Annotated in this window: 14 protein-coding genes; 8 read left to right on the top strand and 6 right to left on the bottom strand. The window is 39.8% G+C overall.

Features of this window, described 5'->3' with window-relative positions:
• Positions 1-399 precede the first annotated feature (399 nt).
• Entirely contained in the window at positions 400-4,059 is a 3,660-nt protein-coding gene (locus tag AAEY55_RS07255; protein ID WP_350550648.1) for an Ig-like domain-containing protein, read from the top strand.
• Positions 4,060-4,126: 67 nt separating this feature from the next.
• Here AAEY55_RS07255 and AAEY55_RS07250 read toward each other — a convergent pair whose 3' ends face one another.
• Both AAEY55_RS07250 and AAEY55_RS07245 read right to left on the bottom strand, forming a co-directional pair.
• Positions 4,127-4,528, bottom strand: coding sequence for a hypothetical protein (locus tag AAEY55_RS07250; RefSeq protein WP_350550645.1), 402 nt, complete (start codon positions 4,526-4,528; stop codon positions 4,127-4,129).
• Positions 4,528-4,893 carry a hypothetical protein gene (locus tag AAEY55_RS07245; RefSeq protein WP_350550642.1) on the bottom strand — a complete coding sequence of 122 codons (366 nt, stop codon included), beginning with the start codon at positions 4,891-4,893 and terminating at the stop codon, positions 4,528-4,530. The genes AAEY55_RS07250 and AAEY55_RS07245 overlap by 1 nt, the downstream gene beginning before the upstream one ends.
• A 260-nt stretch (positions 4,894-5,153) precedes the next feature.
• Here AAEY55_RS07245 and AAEY55_RS07240 point away from each other — a divergent pair, with 260 nt between their 5' ends.
• Positions 5,154-5,573: a VOC family protein gene (locus AAEY55_RS07240; RefSeq protein WP_011327270.1), complete on the top strand. Its 420-nt coding sequence runs from the start codon at positions 5,154-5,156 to the stop codon at positions 5,571-5,573.
• 325 nt (positions 5,574-5,898) lie between these two features.
• Here the strand turns inward: AAEY55_RS07240 and AAEY55_RS07235 are convergent, their stop codons facing one another.
• Positions 5,899-6,939, bottom strand: coding sequence for a polysaccharide lyase family 7 protein (locus AAEY55_RS07235; protein ID WP_407072703.1), 1,041 nt, complete (start codon positions 6,937-6,939; stop codon positions 5,899-5,901).
• A 374-nt stretch (positions 6,940-7,313) separates the two neighbouring features.
• Here AAEY55_RS07235 and AAEY55_RS07230 point away from each other — a divergent pair, with 374 nt between their 5' ends.
• A complete protein-coding gene (locus AAEY55_RS07230) occupies positions 7,314-8,114 on the top strand; it encodes a hypothetical protein (protein WP_350550639.1) in 801 nt (266 codons plus the stop codon).
• Positions 8,115-8,122: 8 nt separating this feature from the next.
• Here the strand turns inward: AAEY55_RS07230 and AAEY55_RS07225 are convergent, their stop codons facing one another.
• A complete protein-coding gene (locus tag AAEY55_RS07225) occupies positions 8,123-9,007 on the bottom strand; it encodes an AraC family transcriptional regulator (protein WP_350550657.1) in 885 nt (294 codons plus the stop codon).
• A gap of 184 nt (positions 9,008-9,191) precedes the next feature.
• Between AAEY55_RS07225 and AAEY55_RS07220 the strand changes: the two genes are divergently transcribed.
• Positions 9,192-10,337 (top strand): iron-containing alcohol dehydrogenase, encoded by a 1,146-nt coding sequence (locus AAEY55_RS07220; RefSeq protein WP_350550636.1) that lies wholly within the window; start codon positions 9,192-9,194, stop codon positions 10,335-10,337.
• A gap of 59 nt (positions 10,338-10,396) precedes the next feature.
• On the opposite strand, the gene AAEY55_RS07215 is transcribed toward AAEY55_RS07220, so the two are convergent.
• On the bottom strand, positions 10,397-10,783 hold the full coding sequence (locus AAEY55_RS07215; protein ID WP_011327275.1) for a Cd(II)/Pb(II)-responsive transcriptional regulator: 387 nt from the start codon (positions 10,781-10,783) through the stop codon (positions 10,397-10,399).
• 97 nt (positions 10,784-10,880) lie between these two features.
• Here AAEY55_RS07215 and AAEY55_RS07210 point away from each other — a divergent pair, with 97 nt between their 5' ends.
• The 4 genes from AAEY55_RS07210 to AAEY55_RS07195 all read left to right on the top strand — a co-directional run bounded on the left by AAEY55_RS07210 (position 10,881) and on the right by AAEY55_RS07195 (position 17,031).
• The gene (locus tag AAEY55_RS07210) at positions 10,881-11,201 is read left to right on the top strand and encodes a hypothetical protein (protein WP_011327276.1); all 321 of its coding nucleotides are present in this window, start codon (positions 10,881-10,883) and stop codon (positions 11,199-11,201) included.
• Positions 11,202-11,366: 165 nt separating this feature from the next.
• Complete coding sequence (locus AAEY55_RS07205) at positions 11,367-12,632, top strand: TolC family protein (protein WP_350544494.1); 1,266 nt, start codon at positions 11,367-11,369, stop codon at positions 12,630-12,632.
• The gene (locus AAEY55_RS07200) at positions 12,629-13,876 is read left to right on the top strand and encodes an efflux RND transporter periplasmic adaptor subunit (protein ID WP_350544497.1); all 1,248 of its coding nucleotides are present in this window, start codon (positions 12,629-12,631) and stop codon (positions 13,874-13,876) included. The genes AAEY55_RS07205 and AAEY55_RS07200 overlap by 4 nt, the downstream gene beginning before the upstream one ends.
• An 8-nt stretch (positions 13,877-13,884) precedes the next feature.
• Positions 13,885-17,031 carry a CusA/CzcA family heavy metal efflux RND transporter gene (locus AAEY55_RS07195; protein WP_350544500.1) on the top strand — a complete coding sequence of 1,049 codons (3,147 nt, stop codon included), beginning with the start codon at positions 13,885-13,887 and terminating at the stop codon, positions 17,029-17,031.
• An 83-nt stretch (positions 17,032-17,114) separates the two neighbouring features.
• Here the strand turns inward: AAEY55_RS07195 and AAEY55_RS07190 are convergent, their stop codons facing one another.
• Positions 17,115-18,365, bottom strand: a complete 1,251-nt coding sequence (locus AAEY55_RS07190) for a TMEM143 family protein (protein WP_089367791.1) — start codon at positions 18,363-18,365, stop codon at positions 17,115-17,117.
• Positions 18,366-18,465 lie beyond the last annotated feature (100 nt).

The raw sequence follows: 18,465 nt of genomic DNA, 5'->3' as shown, positions 1-18,465 counted from the left end.
AAGCAATTATGGACTTATTTAAGTGTAAGTATAATGTTGAGCTTCTGTTTTGAGTTTAAAACTGAAAATAGTATTACAGCTATATATAACAGGTGTTATAACTTTCAATTACCTCTCCAGCTTAAAAAATATCTTACAATTGAACTATCAGTTTTGCCTTCAGACAAAAAAATACTAGTAAGCTTAATTTTAATAAAATTAAGTGAAAACTATGCAATTAGTTTACTTATAAAATACTTAATCCCATTTTTATCGCGACTTTCCCCAGTAAATACCCAATTGATATGCAAAAAGAAACAGAGCTGCTTGAAGTGTATTTATGAATTTTAAATATTAAACAGCTTTAAATTTAATTAGATAACCCTTTATAAATAATTAATGTTAAACAAAGGAATGACAATGAAACAATATACACTCACTAGGAGCGCGCTTTGCGTCTCTCTTGCACTAACCACGACCTCAGCTTTTGCTGCAAATAGCTGGTTATCACGCGTAAATACAGTCAGTGAAGATCAACAACAGCAAATTCATGTTGCAAACTATGTAGAGTCTTTATCTAGTATTGATGCAAGGGATACTAGTCAGGCTGTATTTGATATCACAGTTTCTTTATATAATAACCCGCAAGGTAATGAGAAGCTCATTTATGATCAAGTGTTTGCAAACTTCGCGGATGCTGTTTGTGAGCAAAGTAACGGAGAGCATAAGTTAGGTAAGATAAGCGTATTTAGAGAAAACAAGCATCGCTCTAAATCGGATATTATTTGGGGGCCAAGGGAATGGCCACGCGCAAATGCTTCTGGATTTGGCGCCAATGGTATGCACATTTGGTTTGGTGATATTTTTCCAAACGGAGCTGGAGCTGGTTTAGATCATAATATGTTACAAGATCCAGTTGGTGCAGGTTACACACTTGCACATGAGTGGGGGCATTATGCATACGGTGTGTTTGATGAATATCGTGGCAGCGCTGAATCAGGGCAAGCAAGTACTCCTTTAAGTAGCGATATTGCAACTCAATCAATAATGAGCAACCAATGGAAAGCAAAACAAGGAGACTTCCAGTGGGTAAATCACTCTACAAAAAGCACCTTTGGTGATGCTGCACGAACAGCACAAGGTCGAGTATATGGTAAAAGTGCTTGGGAGGTCCTGCTACAAGATACCAAAGACGACCCTAAGTCAGGTCGAAAAACAGCACAACCTAAACGCATCAAGTATACAGCACTTGCAAATAATGCACCTGATGAAAATAACCCAATAAAATTTCAATTACCTAATGCACAAGCATCATGTCAAGACCAATTAGAAATAGTCTGGGTTGAAGGCGATATTGATATGCAGGTTGTGATTGACAGATCAGGAAGTATGGCAGGCACACCGATAAACAATGCTAAACAAGCTGCAAAAATTTTAGTTGACGCAACCGCAGAAGGAAGTACTGCATTAGGATTAGTCTCTTTTTCATCTCGTTCGAGCATAACTCAAGACTTCCCAATTCAAAAAATTGACAAGCCAGATATAGGAGTTAAAGCTGGGCTAAAAGCTGCGGTTGATAATATTCGAGCTGGCGGTAGCACAGCACTATACGATGCGAGCCAAATAGCACTTGATAATTTAGTGACTTATCAATCTACTAAAGGTAGCGGAGCGCCTGGTGTTGTATTTGTACTTGCTGATGGAGATGATAATAGCTCTCGTAATAGTCAAGCAAATGTTATTAATAACTATCAAGCGGCCAACATACCAGTATTCAGTTTTGGTTATGGTTCGGCTTCACCTACAGGGCCACTATTAACATTGGCTAATTCTACGGGAGGTAAGTATTTTTCATCGCCCACATCATTAGCAGAGATAATTGATGCATTTTTACAAGCAAACGCAATCGCGACAGATAACCAAAACCTTATATCTTCTGTAATAAATTTGATGAGTGGCACAAGCGAAACGCAGCCAATTACAGTCGACTCAGGGTTAGATAATTTTAATATTTTTATAAATCACGGTTTGAATGCTAACGATATACAATTAAGTCTATTTGATAGTAATAATATTGAAGTAAATGATGCTATTTTTGATTGTATGCAAACATCAAACTCAATGACATGCAGTGCAAATATTTCAAGTTCGATCATTGCTAAGCATGGTGGTGGTGAATGGCAATTGCATTTATCAAACTCAAACTTGTATGATACGAATGCAACTATCAATGTCAGTGCTGAGCCTAGTTTAGCCGGCAGCTATACAGTTACTGTTGAGGGGGCTTCTGGTAATGCTGTTAATTATCCTGCTCCAATGATAATAACAACGGCAATCACTAAAGATAAGTTGATTACAGGGGCAAATGTTGTTGCCACTATTAAAGATCCCGCGGGGTCAACAACTACTCTAGAAATGCTTGATAATGGCTTATTCAGTGATGCTACTGCAGGAGATGGTATTTACACTGCCATTGCACCTTACAATCAAAACGGCATTTATCAAGTTGAAGTCAATGTGAATAATAATGCTAACCAAGCAAAATATACCACAACAGGCTTGCTAACACCCACTATAGATGGCTCAGTACCTGAGGCTGAAGCGCTGCCTGATATTAATGAAAATTTTGTGAGAATCTCTAAAACAACGATTGTTGTTAGTGATGTACCTTATTCAGATGGTGACGGTAATACTTACAATGCTAATCCACTGAATGCAGATAACTCAGGGGCAGGAGGTGTTATTGATAGTGATATTGACTTAGATTATTACCTTATAAAGGAAATTGATATAACAGCAGATTTAGTGGTTCGAGTTACTGACCTTAGTTTAGGGATGAAGCCTAATTTGAGTCTATATAAGTCAGATGGTACAACAATAATTGCAGAAAATATTACCTTAAGTAGTAACCCATCTAAAACAGATTATGTTTATTATAAAGTAGATCAAGCAGCCTTAGAGTCAGAAATATACGCATTAGTTAAGCATGAGGATCCTAGCGCGACAGTTGGCGGATATCAAATTAGCGCGGGGAAACCATTAAATACAGATACTCCACCAAATAGTGCCCCAGAAACAAGCGAAGATGTTATTTCACTATGGTCAGGGCAAATAGCCACAATCACCCCATTAGATAATGATACCGATGCTGATGGTGATGATTTAGTTATTGATAGTATTAATACGGACAATACATTGGGAGTTGTGACCTTATCGGGAGATAGTGTTGTTTATGATGCAACAACAGCTTTCTCAAATGAAGCTGAAGGGACTGTAGTTACTGACTCATTTAAGTATATTGTCACTGATAATAAAGGGGCGTTTGTTGAGGAAACAGTGAATGTAACGGTGAATATTAATTCTTCACCGACAGCCGTTGAAGATATTGTCAACGTGGCCGAGAATGAAACAGTGGTTATTTCACCATTAGTTAATGACTCGGACGTTGATGGGCATAACTTCGGTATAAGTTCATTCAGCACCGAAATTAAAGGTAAATTAACAGATAATAATGATAGTACTTGGTTGTATTCACCTGATGGCCAATTTGATGATTTACTTAAAGGCGAAGTTTCAGCCCAAGAAATTAAATACACAATTGTAGATGAGCTTGGGGCTACAAGCTCCTCTTCTGTTAAAGTTAATGTTATTGGGGTTAACACTTTACCGCATGCAGAAGCGGATTCTGTTAATACTAGTAAGTCTAAGAGTGTTCAAATAAATGTTCTTGTAAATGACTTTGATAGTGACAATGATACATTAAGTGTTTCATCTTTGAATGTAGAAGGTGTTAAAGGCCTAGTTACTGATAACGGCGATGGGACAGTAACATATGACCCCAATGGCCAATTTAATACACTGTATAGTGGTGAATCAGCAACAGAATCCTTTTCATATACGATTACAGATGGTGAAGCAGAAGCTTCAGGCAATGTGACGATAACAATAAGTGGAGAAGGAGTTAAGCCTACTTCTTCAACGGAGGTAAGCTCTAAAGAAGACTCATCTTCTGGTGGTAGCCTATATTGGTTAACTTTGTTATTGATGCCGATTGCAGTTGTAAGAAGGCGTAAAAAATAATTAACTATTTAGTAAGCTATTAATAAAATAAGCCCTTCTAAGTGAAGGGCTTATTTTGTCTATGTGATTAAAGATTGTTTTTTCGTCGTATAGCGATATTTTTACTGCGTGGTGCACCTAATATAATGAATAAGTGACAAATACATACCGACAAAAATGCACTCACACCTAAAGCACCGCCGTAGCCGTCGAGTATGGGTACTAAGTACTCAAATAATAGCGAAAATATAACAGCGGAGCTGGCAAGCGTATATATGCCAAAGCGGTGTGGGGCGCTCATACCAATAAAAGTACCACCAAAAAACACAACGCTGTATAACTCAGGATCAAGGTTAAGCCAGTAAAAAATTAAGTAAGTAACTATAGATAAGGCCGCAGAAGCTCTAATACCATCAAAACGACTATGCTTGGCTAAATAAAATGTTAAAAAAGCGCCTATCAAAGCTAATATAGAATATTCAATACTCATTACACTAAGCCTTTAGCTAAAGAATACAAAGCAACACTTGCAAAGGCTACGCTGCCTAATCGGCCACCAAAACCAGCAAATGCATTTAAGGTAAGGGTGTATAGCGTTGCGCCAATAATTGAGATTATCGCCACTTCCCAGTAGCTAGTAATTAAGCTAGTTGAGCACATACCGGCAAAGCTACCTGCATATATGGCCGCACAAGGGTGGTTTTGATAAAGCTTAGGAAAAGGAATAAACGAGCCAACTAGCCCGGTTAATGCTGCAGATATAACAAGTGGTAATGCAAATGTTGTATGCATTACAAAGCACGACATACAGCCGGCAAAAAATGTGATGGACTTTAATAATAAAAATTTAATCATAGCGCGCAAATTAGTACCTTATAGCGTGCGTATAATAAAGTAACACTTTTATGTTTGATAGCTCAAAGCTAGAATTTTATAGCATAACTAATAATAGCTAATTGCCAAAAATAGTAGGTGTCAGAATTTAATCATTTTATTAGCCTAATAGTTGTAAGGGCTGTAAATGCTAAAATATACATCGTTAATGTTCTATAAATTACAAAGCATGTATAATGCTGACTGTTTAATTTATTAAAAGCTATTATCAAGGGTAATTTATGTCTAACTGTTTACATCTGGCTATTCCGGCTGGTGATTTAAATATAGCTAAAACTTTTTATTGCGATGTACTTGGCTGTAAAACCGGAAATAGCGAGCAAGGACGCTGGATAGATATTGATTTTTGGGGTAACGAGTTAACACTGCACCAAAGTGTTGAGCGCCTACCTACAGTTCGCCATGATGTTGATATGGGCGCAGTTGCCGTACCACATTTTGGCATTCATTTATCTGAAAACGAATTTAATGCGTTAAAACAACGTATTGAAAGCGCGGGCTTGGAGTATTTAGATAAGCCATATCGTCGTTTTATAGGAGATGAGTTTGAACAAGAAACATTTTTTATAGAAGATCCTAACGGTAACGTACTCGAAATGAAAACCATGGTTAACCCCGAGGTTTTATTTAAGAAAAGTTAGGGTCTGTTGACCTTTACAGTTAAATTTGTTCAAACTAGGGGCGATTTAATCACGGCGCGAGATTTGTAACCTAGTGGGCTAAGTAAAAACTGAGCAACAAAGAGTCAATCGCCCCTAGGCAGAACCCTTCGGGCAGCGCATGTTTGGCATTAATGCTACGTTATCGCCTATTTATGGGGAATAACCACACCACATAGGCTCTGCCTTGCCTAAATACCAAACATACTGCTGCAAATTCAACCTTGAAAGATCAACAGACCCTTATCCCGCTTGTTTACTTTATTTAATAAGGCAAACAAGCGGGGCAGTAATAATTTAGTTACCTTTATTGTGGGCTAGCGGGGCTTAATACAAGTTTACTAAAGCTCACTTGTGCATAGTCACCGTTTTGTTTATCTGTAGCCCAGTCACCCGTACCTAAACAGCCCGGATACCAAATACCTTTAGCATTTTTGGTACTACATTGGTTATACGCCCCGGCTTTAAAGTAGTGCCAATCAGCTGCATACCCATGAGGGTGATCTTTTTCGTCTACGTTGCCATACGCATCTACGTTATTACCTAAGTTAATAGAGTAGCTAACATCGTTTTTGCCTGCTGTGCTAAATGTTAGGTGCATCACATTTTTATACACATTTACTGTGTAACTAAACTCTTCACCTAACGCGATACCAGCATTGCCTGGCTCGTTAGGGTTTTCCCATGTGTTATCCCAAACAGGATAAGCTATATCAGTACGGTTAGGATCTGTTTTTGGTAGGTTACGCTCATAGTTCCAAAAAACCGATCCCGTTTTATGTCCAGGCCACTTTTTATAATATATTTTTAGTGGCTCGTTGCCCCAGCCATAGCCAAGCTTAGTGTCAATAAGCGCCTGATCTTTACCTGCGTGAATTTGCCCCACAACAACAGAGTAGGCCGCATTTTTACTTGGATCAGTAGCACGTAATGCAACATGATCTACTTTTAGCGTTGCTTCCATTTTGCCACCAATTGAGCCAAATCGATCCGATAGTGGGTGTACAGCAAGAGCAAAATTGTTTTTAGGACTTTTGGTTTTTATTTTTGTATTTGCTCCGCGGAGCATTTGCCTAAATTCACTGCGTGTATTGGTAGAATTGGCACTCGTAAGTGCTTTGTTTGGCGAGGTGAATACCATGTAACCTTTATCATCCAGATAGAAAAAATCAGGATGTGAGTAAGTCTGAATTTCTTTAACATCTATTTCATCAATTTTACCGTCGTTATCTAAATCAACCGGTACATTAATTTTCCACTGAGATAAATCAAATTTAGAGGCGGGTACTAATGGGTTAGCTTGTTGCTCAGTGCTTTTTGGTTGTTGGCTAACACAACCAATAACCAAAGAGGTAGTGAGGGCAATTAAAGCCCGGGCTTAATAAGATGTGTAATGTTATTTTTATTCATTAGTACCTCAGTATAAAGTTAAATATTTACATTGTTGCACATGACTGTAACGTATTTAAAATCAACTTAACATACCAAAGTGCAATTATTATATTACCAATTATTGAAATCTTTGTTTTTTAGCTGCTTAATTGTAATGCCAATTCATTCTCAATTGAGTAAATAATTTTAAGTTATTAAAAAGTAGCTATAAATTAGTCATAAAAAGATAAATACGCCTTGATGAGATGATTTAAATTCAACTCAATATTGATTGACTGTATTAACTAAGTGAGTAGAATTTGCGCCATTACTCATCTTTTATTATTAGTCATGTTAGTTAAATTGATGGTTGCTCCGCTATTACTGCTCTTTATTTCTTACGCGCAAAAAAAGTTTGGTAGTTTTATAAGCGGTATTATTCCTGGCCTGCCAATCACCTCTGGGCCTATTTCATATTTTATTGCTATAGAGCAAGGAAAGCTATTTGCAGCTAACTCAGCGGTGGGCGCTTTATATGGCATGAGTGGTATTGGTTTATTTTGCTTTGTGTATATGGCGGTTTCGTATAAGTGTGGCTTAGCAAAGTCGTTGTTAATAGCGCTGAGTGTGTGGTGTTTATTTAGCATACTGACATTATTTTTACCGGTTAATATTTTTGTAGCGTGCTTGTTCTCTATTAGTACTTTATTGGCTTTAACTTTTGCTACTACAAAATTAAAAGTAGCGATAGATGCAAAGCCTTTAAATTCAAAATGGGAGCTGCCAATAAAAATAGTGTTAGTAACTAGTTTTATTATGTTGGTTACCTTTATTTCTGAGCATATTGGCTCGGCATGGAGTGGGTTGCTTTCTACTTTTCCGGTTATTTTAGCGGTAATGGGCAGCATAGCGTATATCAGTGATAAAAAAGACTCAGCGTTTAAAATACTAAACGGTGGTATTATTGGCTCATTAGGTGGGTGTATATTTTTTGCCGCCATTGCATTGCTATTAAAATACGATATTTTAATTTGGCAAGTTTATACAGTGGCAGCTATTAGCTCGGTGTTGTTTACGCTTATTTTTAGCCATTTTATAAACCGTAAGTATGTTAATCCTGTTGCTTTTAATACTGCTAAAACGCAGCTTTAGCGGTTTGTTTACAGTAACATTTCTTTTGGTGTTTTATTAAAGTGGCGTTTAAATTCACGGCTAAATTGCGATGGGCTGGTATAGCCTACTTTTAATGCTGCTTCGTTGGCTTTGCTGCCATTGGCGGTTATAAGTGCTTTAGCTTTAGCTAAACGCAGCTTTTTTAAATATTGTAACGGCGACTCAAAAGTCACTTGTTTAAAGGCGCGATGAAACGACGAAATGCTCATATTTACGTCCTCTGCTAACCCTTCTACTGTGATGGGGTTGGCATAATTACTATGCATAATAGACAGTGTGCGCGCTATACGTGCATAGTGGCCGTCGTGCATAGCAAGGCCAAATAAGGTATGTCCTTGGGGGCCGCAAAGTACACGGTATACTAATTCTTTTACTATATCTTCGCCAAATACTTGTGCTTCAAGTGGGTTATTTAACACGGTTAATAAACGCTTAGTTACCAGCTCCATCGCGTTATCGAGTTTAGCTGATTGCACGCCACTCATTTGCCCGCATGTTGGTGGCAGAGCAAATTGTTTATGCTCAGTCATTTGGTTAACGAGTTTGTGCAATAACGCAGGGTTAATATCAACAGCAATCCCAAGCACTGGTAAGTCGCCATCAGTAAAGGCTTCGCACTCTAGCGGTACAGGAACGCCCAATACTAAATAATCCCCCGCACCATATTGTATTTTATGATCTGTAAAATGAATTACTTTATGCCCTTGCCCGACCACAATAATCCCAGAGTTATAAATAAGCGGCTGTCGCGGCGAGCTTTTACTGGCGCGATGAAAATAGACTCCAGTAATAATGGTTTCCATCGTGCCTTCAAAATTGAGTAACTGATTGTGCTCTGCGTACTGCTGCAGCATATTGGCAATGGTGGGCATAAAAGCATCTTTACATGGCTGATTTTTACGTAAAATAACAATGTTGATAGTTTTAGGCAAGCTTTTGCGCGTTATTGGGCTTTTTTTATGTTTGTTTTGCCAGTAATATGCACTCATTGAAGCTTTACTTAGTGAGCAACTAAGTAAGTTGAACCATATTTAATCGTCACCCTAGGATAAAATAATGAAATTTAGCTACGTAAATCCAACACTAATTCAATTTGGCCAACAACAAATAGCCTCACTAACTGATTTGATCGCAAAAGATCAAAAAGTACTAGTTGTGTACGGTGGCGGATCAATTAAAAAGAACGACGTATATGACCAAGTTGCAGCAGCACTTGAAGGTTTTGATTGGGTAGAGTTTTCGGGCGTTGGCGCTAACCCAACAATTGAAGTACTAGATCAAGCAGTAAAAATCTGTAAAGAACAAGACATCGACTTTGTACTAGGTGTTGGCGGCGGCTCAGTAATTGACGGCGTTAAATACATTGCAGCTTCAGCAGTATACGATGGCGAAGGTTGGGATATTCCTACTGGTAAGCATAAAGTAACTAGCGCATTACCAATTGGTGCAGTACTTACATTACCAGCTACAGGCTCAGAGTCTAACCAGGGCTCAGTAGTAAGCAAAGCAGCTACAAAAGAAAAACTCCCGTTTATGTCTCCAGCAGTACAACCTAAATTTGCGATTATGGACCCTGATGTAATGAAAACATTACCACAGCGTCAACTTGTAAATGGTTTAGTAGACGCATGGGTGCACACCTGTGAGCAGTACTTAACGTTCCCAGAAGGAGCATTAGTACAAGATGGTTACGCAGAAGCATTACTTAAAGCACTTAAAGTACTTGGCGATAACTTTGAAAACCAAGATGACGCATGGCGTGCAAATCTTATGTGGTCAGCGAATCAAGCATTAAACGGTTTGATTGGTTCTGGCGTATCGCAAGATTGGGCAACCCACATGATTGGTCACGAGCTTACCGCTGCATACGGTGTTGACCATGCACGTTCGCTTGCAATAGTTCAGCCTTCTTTACTACGCAATCAATTTGCAGTTAAAAAAGCAAAACTAGAGCAAATGGGCAAAAACGTATTTGGTCTTGAGCAATCTGACGACTTAGCAGAGCTAACAATTCAAGCAATTGAAGCGTTTTACCATAGTCTTGATGTAGCTACGCAGCTTACTGAACATGGTGAAGATAAAGCAGCAGCTATTGACAATATTATTGGCAAACTTGAAGCGCATGGCATGCTTGCCCTTGGTGAAAACCAAGCAATCACGCTAAAAGAAAGTCGTGAAATTTTAGAACAAGCAGTCGCTTAATTTAAAGTGTTATTAATAAAAACCGCTAGCCTTACAGGTTAGCGGTTTTTTTATATGTATTAACTATTTAATTCTTTTATTATTTGGCAGTCGTTTATAGTATTTGCGGTGCAGTTAGTTAATAAGCTGGCTAACGATACCTCGAGCTTTTTAAGTTCTTTTTGTGCCGCTCGTACTTTAATTAATTGGTTTTCGATAATATCGTCAACCTCAACACACGATTTATCGCCGTATGATTGCGCAACAAGTAGAGTTTTAATATCGTCTATTGGAATTTGTAAATCGCGACAGCGTCGAATAAAAATAAGACGCTCTGTATCTGCTTGGGTGTAGGTTCTATAGCCGTTGCTCTCTCTTTTTGGAGCAGGAATAAGGTTTATTTGTTCGTAATAGCGAATTGTTTTTGCATTAATATTAACTAAGTGAGCAAGTTGCTTGATTTGCATATTGACCTTCCAGTAACTAGAAGGTTTATTATGCTGCTGACTCCTTTTATATTCAAGTATTTAAAAGGGACTTCTTTTTAGAGTTTGTAGGCAGACAATGCATTCAAAGCGTTTTTTAATAGTGATACTTTTAGTACTTGTACACAGCTTTATTAGCTGTGATGGTGCTGCGTATCATTTACAAGAAGACGTGGATCACATAACCAGCGCGCAGTTACAAAGTAATATAACTGCCGATGGTAGCCAAAATGAGGCTCAAGCCTCTGCCGAAATTCATGCCCACCAACATTGTCATAGTGGCTATTACAGTACAGTAAATCATTCAATCAGCCCTGAGCAGAGTAACCCCGCGTTACCTGTACGCTATTGTGGATTAATTTATCCACCTATGTCGCGCCCTCCTATTTCACTTAGCTAGTTTTAATTTACCTTAATAAAATATGGTGCATTTTACTGCCTGCGTTTAGACGCTATATAGGCTGTGTTATATGCATATTTAGGTTGCTTACAAATTTACATTACGATTTTTAATTTTAAATTATTTTGTAAGTTAACCCTGTTTGTTAAAAAACGGACAAGCTATATGAATAAAAAACCAATTATGCTGGTGGCACTACTTTGCGTGCTGCCGGTATTTAATGCGCTGGCTAATGTTAGTGCCAGTGAAAATATACTCACGCTTAAGCAAGCGCTGAGTAATACCGAGCAACAAAATCCGATATTAAAACGCTACCCCTATCATCAAAAAATATTGAGCGCGCTTAAATCACAAGCCACACTTTCGCCAAACCCTGTGCTTAGTGTTGCGGTTGAAAACGTGTTAGGCACCAATGATGCGCGTGGCGTAAAAGGCGCTGAAATAACGCTCGGGCTTAGCCAACTTATTGAGCTGGGCGATAAACGCCAAAGTAGAGTAGGTTTTGCTACTGCAAATATTAAAGCGCAGGCTATACAGTATCAAAATACTCGTTTAGCGTTATTAGCTACCACCGCAGAGCGTTACTATAGCGCACTTAAATTTCAAACCTTATTAGCATTAAATGTTGAGCGAAAAAGCGTTGTAACACAGGCGCTCAAAACAATTGAGCAAAGAGCAAATGCCGGGGCTGTATCGCAAGCCGATGTAAGTCGTATGCGTTATGCACTTAGCCAAGTAGAGCTTGAGCAAGTAAAGCTAACAAGTGAGTTTGAGCGCGCGCGTTTATTACTTAATGAGCTTTGGATTGATGAGCAAAGTAGTGCTTTTTTAGCGGGAAATATTAACGTCATCACGCCGCTTAAGTCACAGCAAGCGCTTTTAGATGCGGTAAATTTAGCACCTGAATTTGCCTTACTTCAGCAGCAATATATACAGCAAACGGCTAACTTAGCGCTGCAAAAAGCCAATGGACAAACCGATATTAATATAGGGGGAGGCGTGCGCTATAACCAACAAAGCGACTCCAGCTCATTAGTGTTTTCGTTTTCTATGCCACTGCAATTAAGTAATTCAAATAGCGGAAATATTGCAGCTGCAAATAGTCAGCTCATGCTTTTAAATGAGCAGCAAGGGCAATTGCGCATCCAGTTACGCCAGCAAGTACGTACTTTGTACGCTTATTATCAAGGTCGAGCTAATCAGGCAAAGCTATTATCTGATCAAATTATTCCTCAGGCACAAACATTGATTGAGCAAAGCTTAAAAAGTTATCAACGCGGACAAATTTCGGTGTTGCAATTACTTGATGCTCAACAAGCACTTTTTGATTCTAAACGCACACTTATTACAACTCACGCAGAGCTGTACCAAGTGCTACTTACTCTTGAGCGTTTAACAGGCCAATCTTTAATTGAGACTCATCAATCATGAATAAAAATATAATCGCATTACTAGTATCACTTTCGTTTGCCAGCAGCTTTGTAAGCACAGATGTATTTGCCTCTGCTGAGCATGGCGAGTCAGGTCATAAAGAAACAGAGCAACACGAGCAAAAGCAAGGTCCACACGGCGGCTTTTTATTAACTGATCCTAAATTAACCCTTGAGCTTAAATTGCAAGAATTTGCAGGTAATGTTGAGCTGCGCGTATACGGCTATAAGCAAAATCAGCCGATTAATATAAACGACTTAAACATAACAATGAGTTTAAAGCGCTTAGTTGAAGCCCCGCAAAATATACAGTTTACAGCTGAGGGCGACTATCTTGTGAGCATGCAATCAATTAACGAACCGCATTCATTTATACTTGCCGTTACTGCTAATTATAACGGTGAGAGTATTAGCTATGAGTACGAGCAACACGAAGGCCGTACCACGTTAACAGAGCGAGCTATTGAGCGCGCAGGTATTAAAACTGAGATAGCGCAAAGTGGTGAGGTAGATATTACCGACACGCTTTTTGGTGTTATTGCGCCAACCCAGCACGGCACAGTAGAAGTAATGGCGCCGTATACAGGATTGATCAGCGATATTTTTGTAAGCATTGGCCAAAGCGTTAAAAAAGGCGAGGCGCTTGTAAGTATCACTAACCGCGAAACACTGCAAAACTACACCATTAAAAGCCCTATTAGTGGCGTTGTAACTGAGCAATATTTAAAGCGTGGTGAGCTTGCAAGCACCAGCGCACTTATGCAAGTAGTTAACCTTGATAAAGTATGGGTTGAGCTGTCGGCTTTTCCCGAAAACATTGAAAAGCTAGCCATAGGGCAAAGCGCTAAAGTGTACGACTTGCATCATCATTTAAATACGCAAGGCAAAGTGTTTTTTATAGCCCCAATGATGACTGGCGGGCACATAGCCCGTGCACGTATAGAGCTTAATAACCCAGACGGGCATTGGCGCCCAGGCATGCATATAAATAGCGATGTAAGTGTGGCTAAAATAAATGCCAGCGTGCGGGTAAAGCCACACGCAATTCAAGAGTTTAACGGTCAAACAAGTGTGTTTGTTCGTAAAAATAATGTATTTGAAGTGCGCCCCGTTACCTTAGGTGCAAAAAATAGCGAATGGGTAGAAGTACTAACAGGCTTAAACGCGGGTAGCGAATACGTAACAGACAATAGTTATGTAATTAAAGCCGATATTTTAAAAAGCGGCGCAAGCCACGCTCACTAGGAGGCACCATGATTAATTGGATAGTTTCTTTTGCGGTTAAACGCCGCATGCTGGTGCTTGCGCTTACATTTTTATTTGCTGGATTTGGTGTATACAACATTCAAAATTTAGCGGTAGACGCAGTACCCGATATAACTAACGTACAAGTGCAAATTAATACCAAAGCGCAGGGGTTTACGCCATTAGAGGTAGAGCAACGCATTACTTATTTGGTAGAAACCGCCATGGCGGGCATACCTAAGCTTGATTATACCCGTTCGCTTTCGCGTTATGGGCTTTCGCAAGTAACGGTTATTTTTGATGAAGGCACCGATATTTATTGGGCGCGCCAGCAAATAGGTGAGCGTATTCAAAGTATTCGCTCCGACTTACCTAATAACGTAGAGCCAAACTTGGGCCCTATTGCCAGTGGTTTAGGCGAAATATTTACTTATAGTGTGCACGCCGCGCCTAATGCGTTAAAAGAAGATGGCACCGCCTACAACGCCGAAGACTTACGTACTTTGCAAGATTGGGTTATTCGTCCGCAGCTTTTAAAAGTAAAAGGCGTAACCGAAATAAACAGCCAAGGTGGTTTTGAGCGTCAATACCAAGTAGCGCCAGTGCCCGAAAAACTCATTGCCTATAAGCTTACTATTAGCGATGTGATTAGTGCACTTGAGGTTAATAACAGTAACCGAGGCGCAGGCTATATTGAGCGCTTTGATGGGCAATATTTAGTACGCTCGCCAGGGCAGCTTAAAACGCTAGAAGACATAGCCAATACCGTTGTTGCTAAGCGCGACGACGCACCTGTACGCATTAAAGATGTGGCTAACGTGCTTTTAGGTAAAGAGCTTAGAACCGGTGCGGCGACTTATAACGGCGAAGAAACCGTGCTCGGCACCGCCATGATGCTCATTGGCGAAAACAGCCGCGTGGTGGCAAAAGCTATGGCTGATAAGTTAGTTGATGTGCAAAAAAGCTTACCCGCTGGCGTTATTGTTGAAGCGGTTTACGACCGTACTACGCTTGTTGATAAAACCATAGCAACCGTGCAAACCAACTTATTTGAAGGTGCCGTTTTAGTGATAGTAGTTTTGCTATTACTGCTGGGCAATGTAACGGGCGCGCTTATTACGGCAATGGTTATTCCGTTGAGTATGTTGTTTGCCGTTACAGGTATGGTGGGTAATCGCGTATCGGGTAATCTAATGAGCCTAGGCGCAATCGACTTTGGTTTAATTGTTGATGGCGCTGTAATTGTTGTTGAAAACTGCCTGCGCCAACTCGGTGTAGCTCAGCATAAACATGGCAGGCTACTTACCTTAAATGAGCGTCTAAATGTAGTGACCGCCGCCACCAAAGAAGTATTTACACCGGCTGTATTTGGTATTGTTATTATTATGCTGGTTTACTTACCTTTATTTGCACTAAGCGGCGTTGAAGGCAAAATGTTTCAGCCAATGGCGTTTACTGTAGTTGCTGCATTAATAGGCGCGCTTATATTTGGCGTTACCTTTGTACCTGCTGCTATTGCGGTATTTGTTCGCGGTAAGGTTAATGAAACCGAAAACGCAGTCATGCGCGGCGTTAAAAAAGTGTATAAGCCATTACTTGGTATATCGCTTAAATTACCGTGGCTTATGGTGGGTATTGCCACTGCATTAGTATTAGTGCTTGGTTTTAAAGTTAAAAATATGGGGGCAGAATTTTTACCGCAGCTTGATGAGGGCGATATTGCTATGCATGCGCTGCGCATTACTGGCACCGGTATTGAGCAATCGGTACAAATGCAAAAAGAGCTTGAACAAGCCATTTTAAAGCAACCCGAAGTCGCTAACGTTTTTTCAAAAATTGGTACTGCTGACGTGGCAAGCGATCCTATGCCGCCAAACGTAGCCGATACTTTTTTAATGTTAAAACCTCAAAAACAATGGCCAAATCCAGCACTCACTAAAGAAGAGTTGGTTCAGCAAATTCGTACTCGTGTTAACGATGTACCCGGTAATAATTACGAATTCACACAACCAATAGAAATGCGCTTTAACGAGTTAATTGCTGGTGTGCGCGCCGATGTAGCACTGCGTATTTACGGTGACGACTTAAGCGTACTTAAAGAGTTTGGCGAAAAAGCCACAGGCTTAATGCGTAATATTGCAGGCGCTACCGATGTACGTTTGGAGCAAATGGAAGGGTTGCCAACGCTTTCGGTAACACCAATGCGCGACCACATGGCGTTATTAGGCTTAAGTGTAAACGACATTCAACAAACACTTGCCGCCGCTGTTGGTGGTGTGCAAACCGGGCTAATTTTTGAGGGCGATAAACGCTTTTCGTTATTAGTGCGCCTTGATAGGCGTTGGTCGAGCGATGTATCAGCACTTGCCCGTTTGCCAGTTGCTTTACCTAAAGATAGCAACCCAGAACTTGCATTTGTACCGCTTGGCGAAGTAGCGACAATCAGCATTGAAAAAGGGCCTAATCAAATAAACCGCGAAAGTGGTAAGCGCAACGTAGTGGTAACTGCCAATGTAGAGGGGCGCGATTTAGCAAGCTTTGTAAGTGATGCGCAAGCGAGCATGAATGAATCACTTAACTTACCAAGTGGCTATTGGCTTGAATATGGCGGCACGTTTGAGCAGCTACAATCGGCAAGTAAGCGGTTATCATTAGTTGTGCCGGTCACTTTACTGCTTATATTTGGCTTACTTTATAGCGCCTTTGGATCGCTTCGTGATTCATTAATTATATTTAGTGGTGTGCCACTGGCATTAACGGGTGGTGTACTTGCGTTATTGCTGCGCGATATGCCGCTTTCAATTTCAGCAGGTGTCGGCTTTATTGCCCTAAGTGGTGTAGCGGTATTAAACGGCGTGGTTATGCTGTCGTTCATTAAGCAGTTACGAAGCGATGGTTTAAGTTTGTTTGATGCAATTCACAGCGGCGCATTACAGCGCCTGCGCCCAGTACTGATGACGGCGCTGGTGGCAAGTTTAGGCTTTATACCTATGGCGCTTAATTCGGGGACGGGTTCTGAAGTGCAAAAACCTTTAGCAACGGTAGTGGTTGGCGGAATTATTTCATCAACTCTACTAACACTATTAATATTGCCTGCGCTTTATAAGTTAGTGCATTCTAAATTTACTAAAAAAGCAAAAGCTGAGTTAGCTTAAGTACTCGCTATTTAAAGCTTGATCAAAAGAGCAGCTGTATTTACAGCTGCTCTTTTTGAGTATTATTTAGTAAAAATACTACATTAATTATATTGAAAAAGATTATCCCAGCGCTCATCCAAAATGGTTTTTGCGTGTTCTAAACTCAGCGCGCTATACACTTCATTACCTTCTATTTCGTTACTACACGTTACCAAACGCATACGTACCAGCTTTTCAAGCGCGTCGCTAATTTCAAAATCAAGAACGCACTGGTATTTGCTTTTAAACCAATGCTCTATTTGCTCATCAAGCATTTGTGCGCTTAATCCGCTTTCAGATTTTAGTAAAAAGGTATACGCCAGCAAGGCTTCTTTTATGTCTTCTTCTTCGGCGGCATCAATAAGCGTGTGAAATACGCCCGCGTTGTTATCGAGGTTTTTAAAGTAGAGGTTATCGCTTAGGGCTTTCATAAATTTTATTTTGCGGTTTTTAAACTTACTCCATTCTTTAAAAATAAAGCTGCCAAACACGCCCATACCGATAGCAAAGGTAATAAAGTGTTGTTGGGTCATTTCTACAGCTTCACTTCTAAAACCACCCCAAAAAGCAAACAGAGCAAGCAATAATACGATTGATGCGCCCAATTTAGTAATAAGTACCACCGCACCGCCAACTAAAGCAGACGATCCAATAATGACCTTATCGATAGGGCGCATGCGTACTTCGCTATTAGGAAATAGCATTTCGAGATCGGCCTTAGGCACATTTTGAAACAACTTTACTATGGTTGAGCTTGGCTCAAATCCCAGTGGCGTTTTGTTTTTAGCTTCAAAATAAGCGCTATCTTTAAAGCGAATAAACACCGCAACACGATCGTAATTAGTAAAATGCAGCGGCTTTTTACGCAAGCCCCAAAAGCTGGTAATCGTTTCAGTGAGCTGCGACTCGCCACGGCGATAAAATACCACTTCTTCAAAGTCGTCAAATTCAACTTCAAGGCGCACTTTAAATAGTGATTCTTCGTTTAATGCCTCTTGTAAGTCTTCATTGGTGATTACTTCAAAATTAGCGGCGTTAAGTACCTTGGCAAAGTCTTTAGCAAACTCACTTTGGCACTGTGCTTTTTGATCAGCCGATACGGGGGCTAACGATCGCGTGTCACTGTTGGGATCAAATGGTGCATAATTGTTTTTAAGTGCCTCAAGTGTTGCGTGGTAATCGTAATGAATAAGGCTAGCTAGTAAATCACAAAACTGTTTAAACGATGTTTGTTGTGTGCTGTTATTGAGCTCTTCGCTACACATATCAACAATATCTTGCTTTCTAAAGGGAATAAAACGCGCACTTTGCATAAATTAATAACTACTGTGATAAGTAAATTCAATGATATAACTCAATAATAAAAGATCGCCGTAGCTATTACCAATTTGTTAATAATTAAAGTGTTTTATA

The sequence above is a fragment of the Pseudoalteromonas sp. 120-MNA-CIBAN-0494 genome (assembly GCF_040308885.1).
Lineage (GTDB): Bacteria > Pseudomonadota > Gammaproteobacteria > Enterobacterales > Alteromonadaceae > Pseudoalteromonas > Pseudoalteromonas nigrifaciens.
The sequence above is the reverse complement of the archived record's forward strand: the minus strand, read 5'-3'. Positions and strand labels throughout refer to the sequence as shown.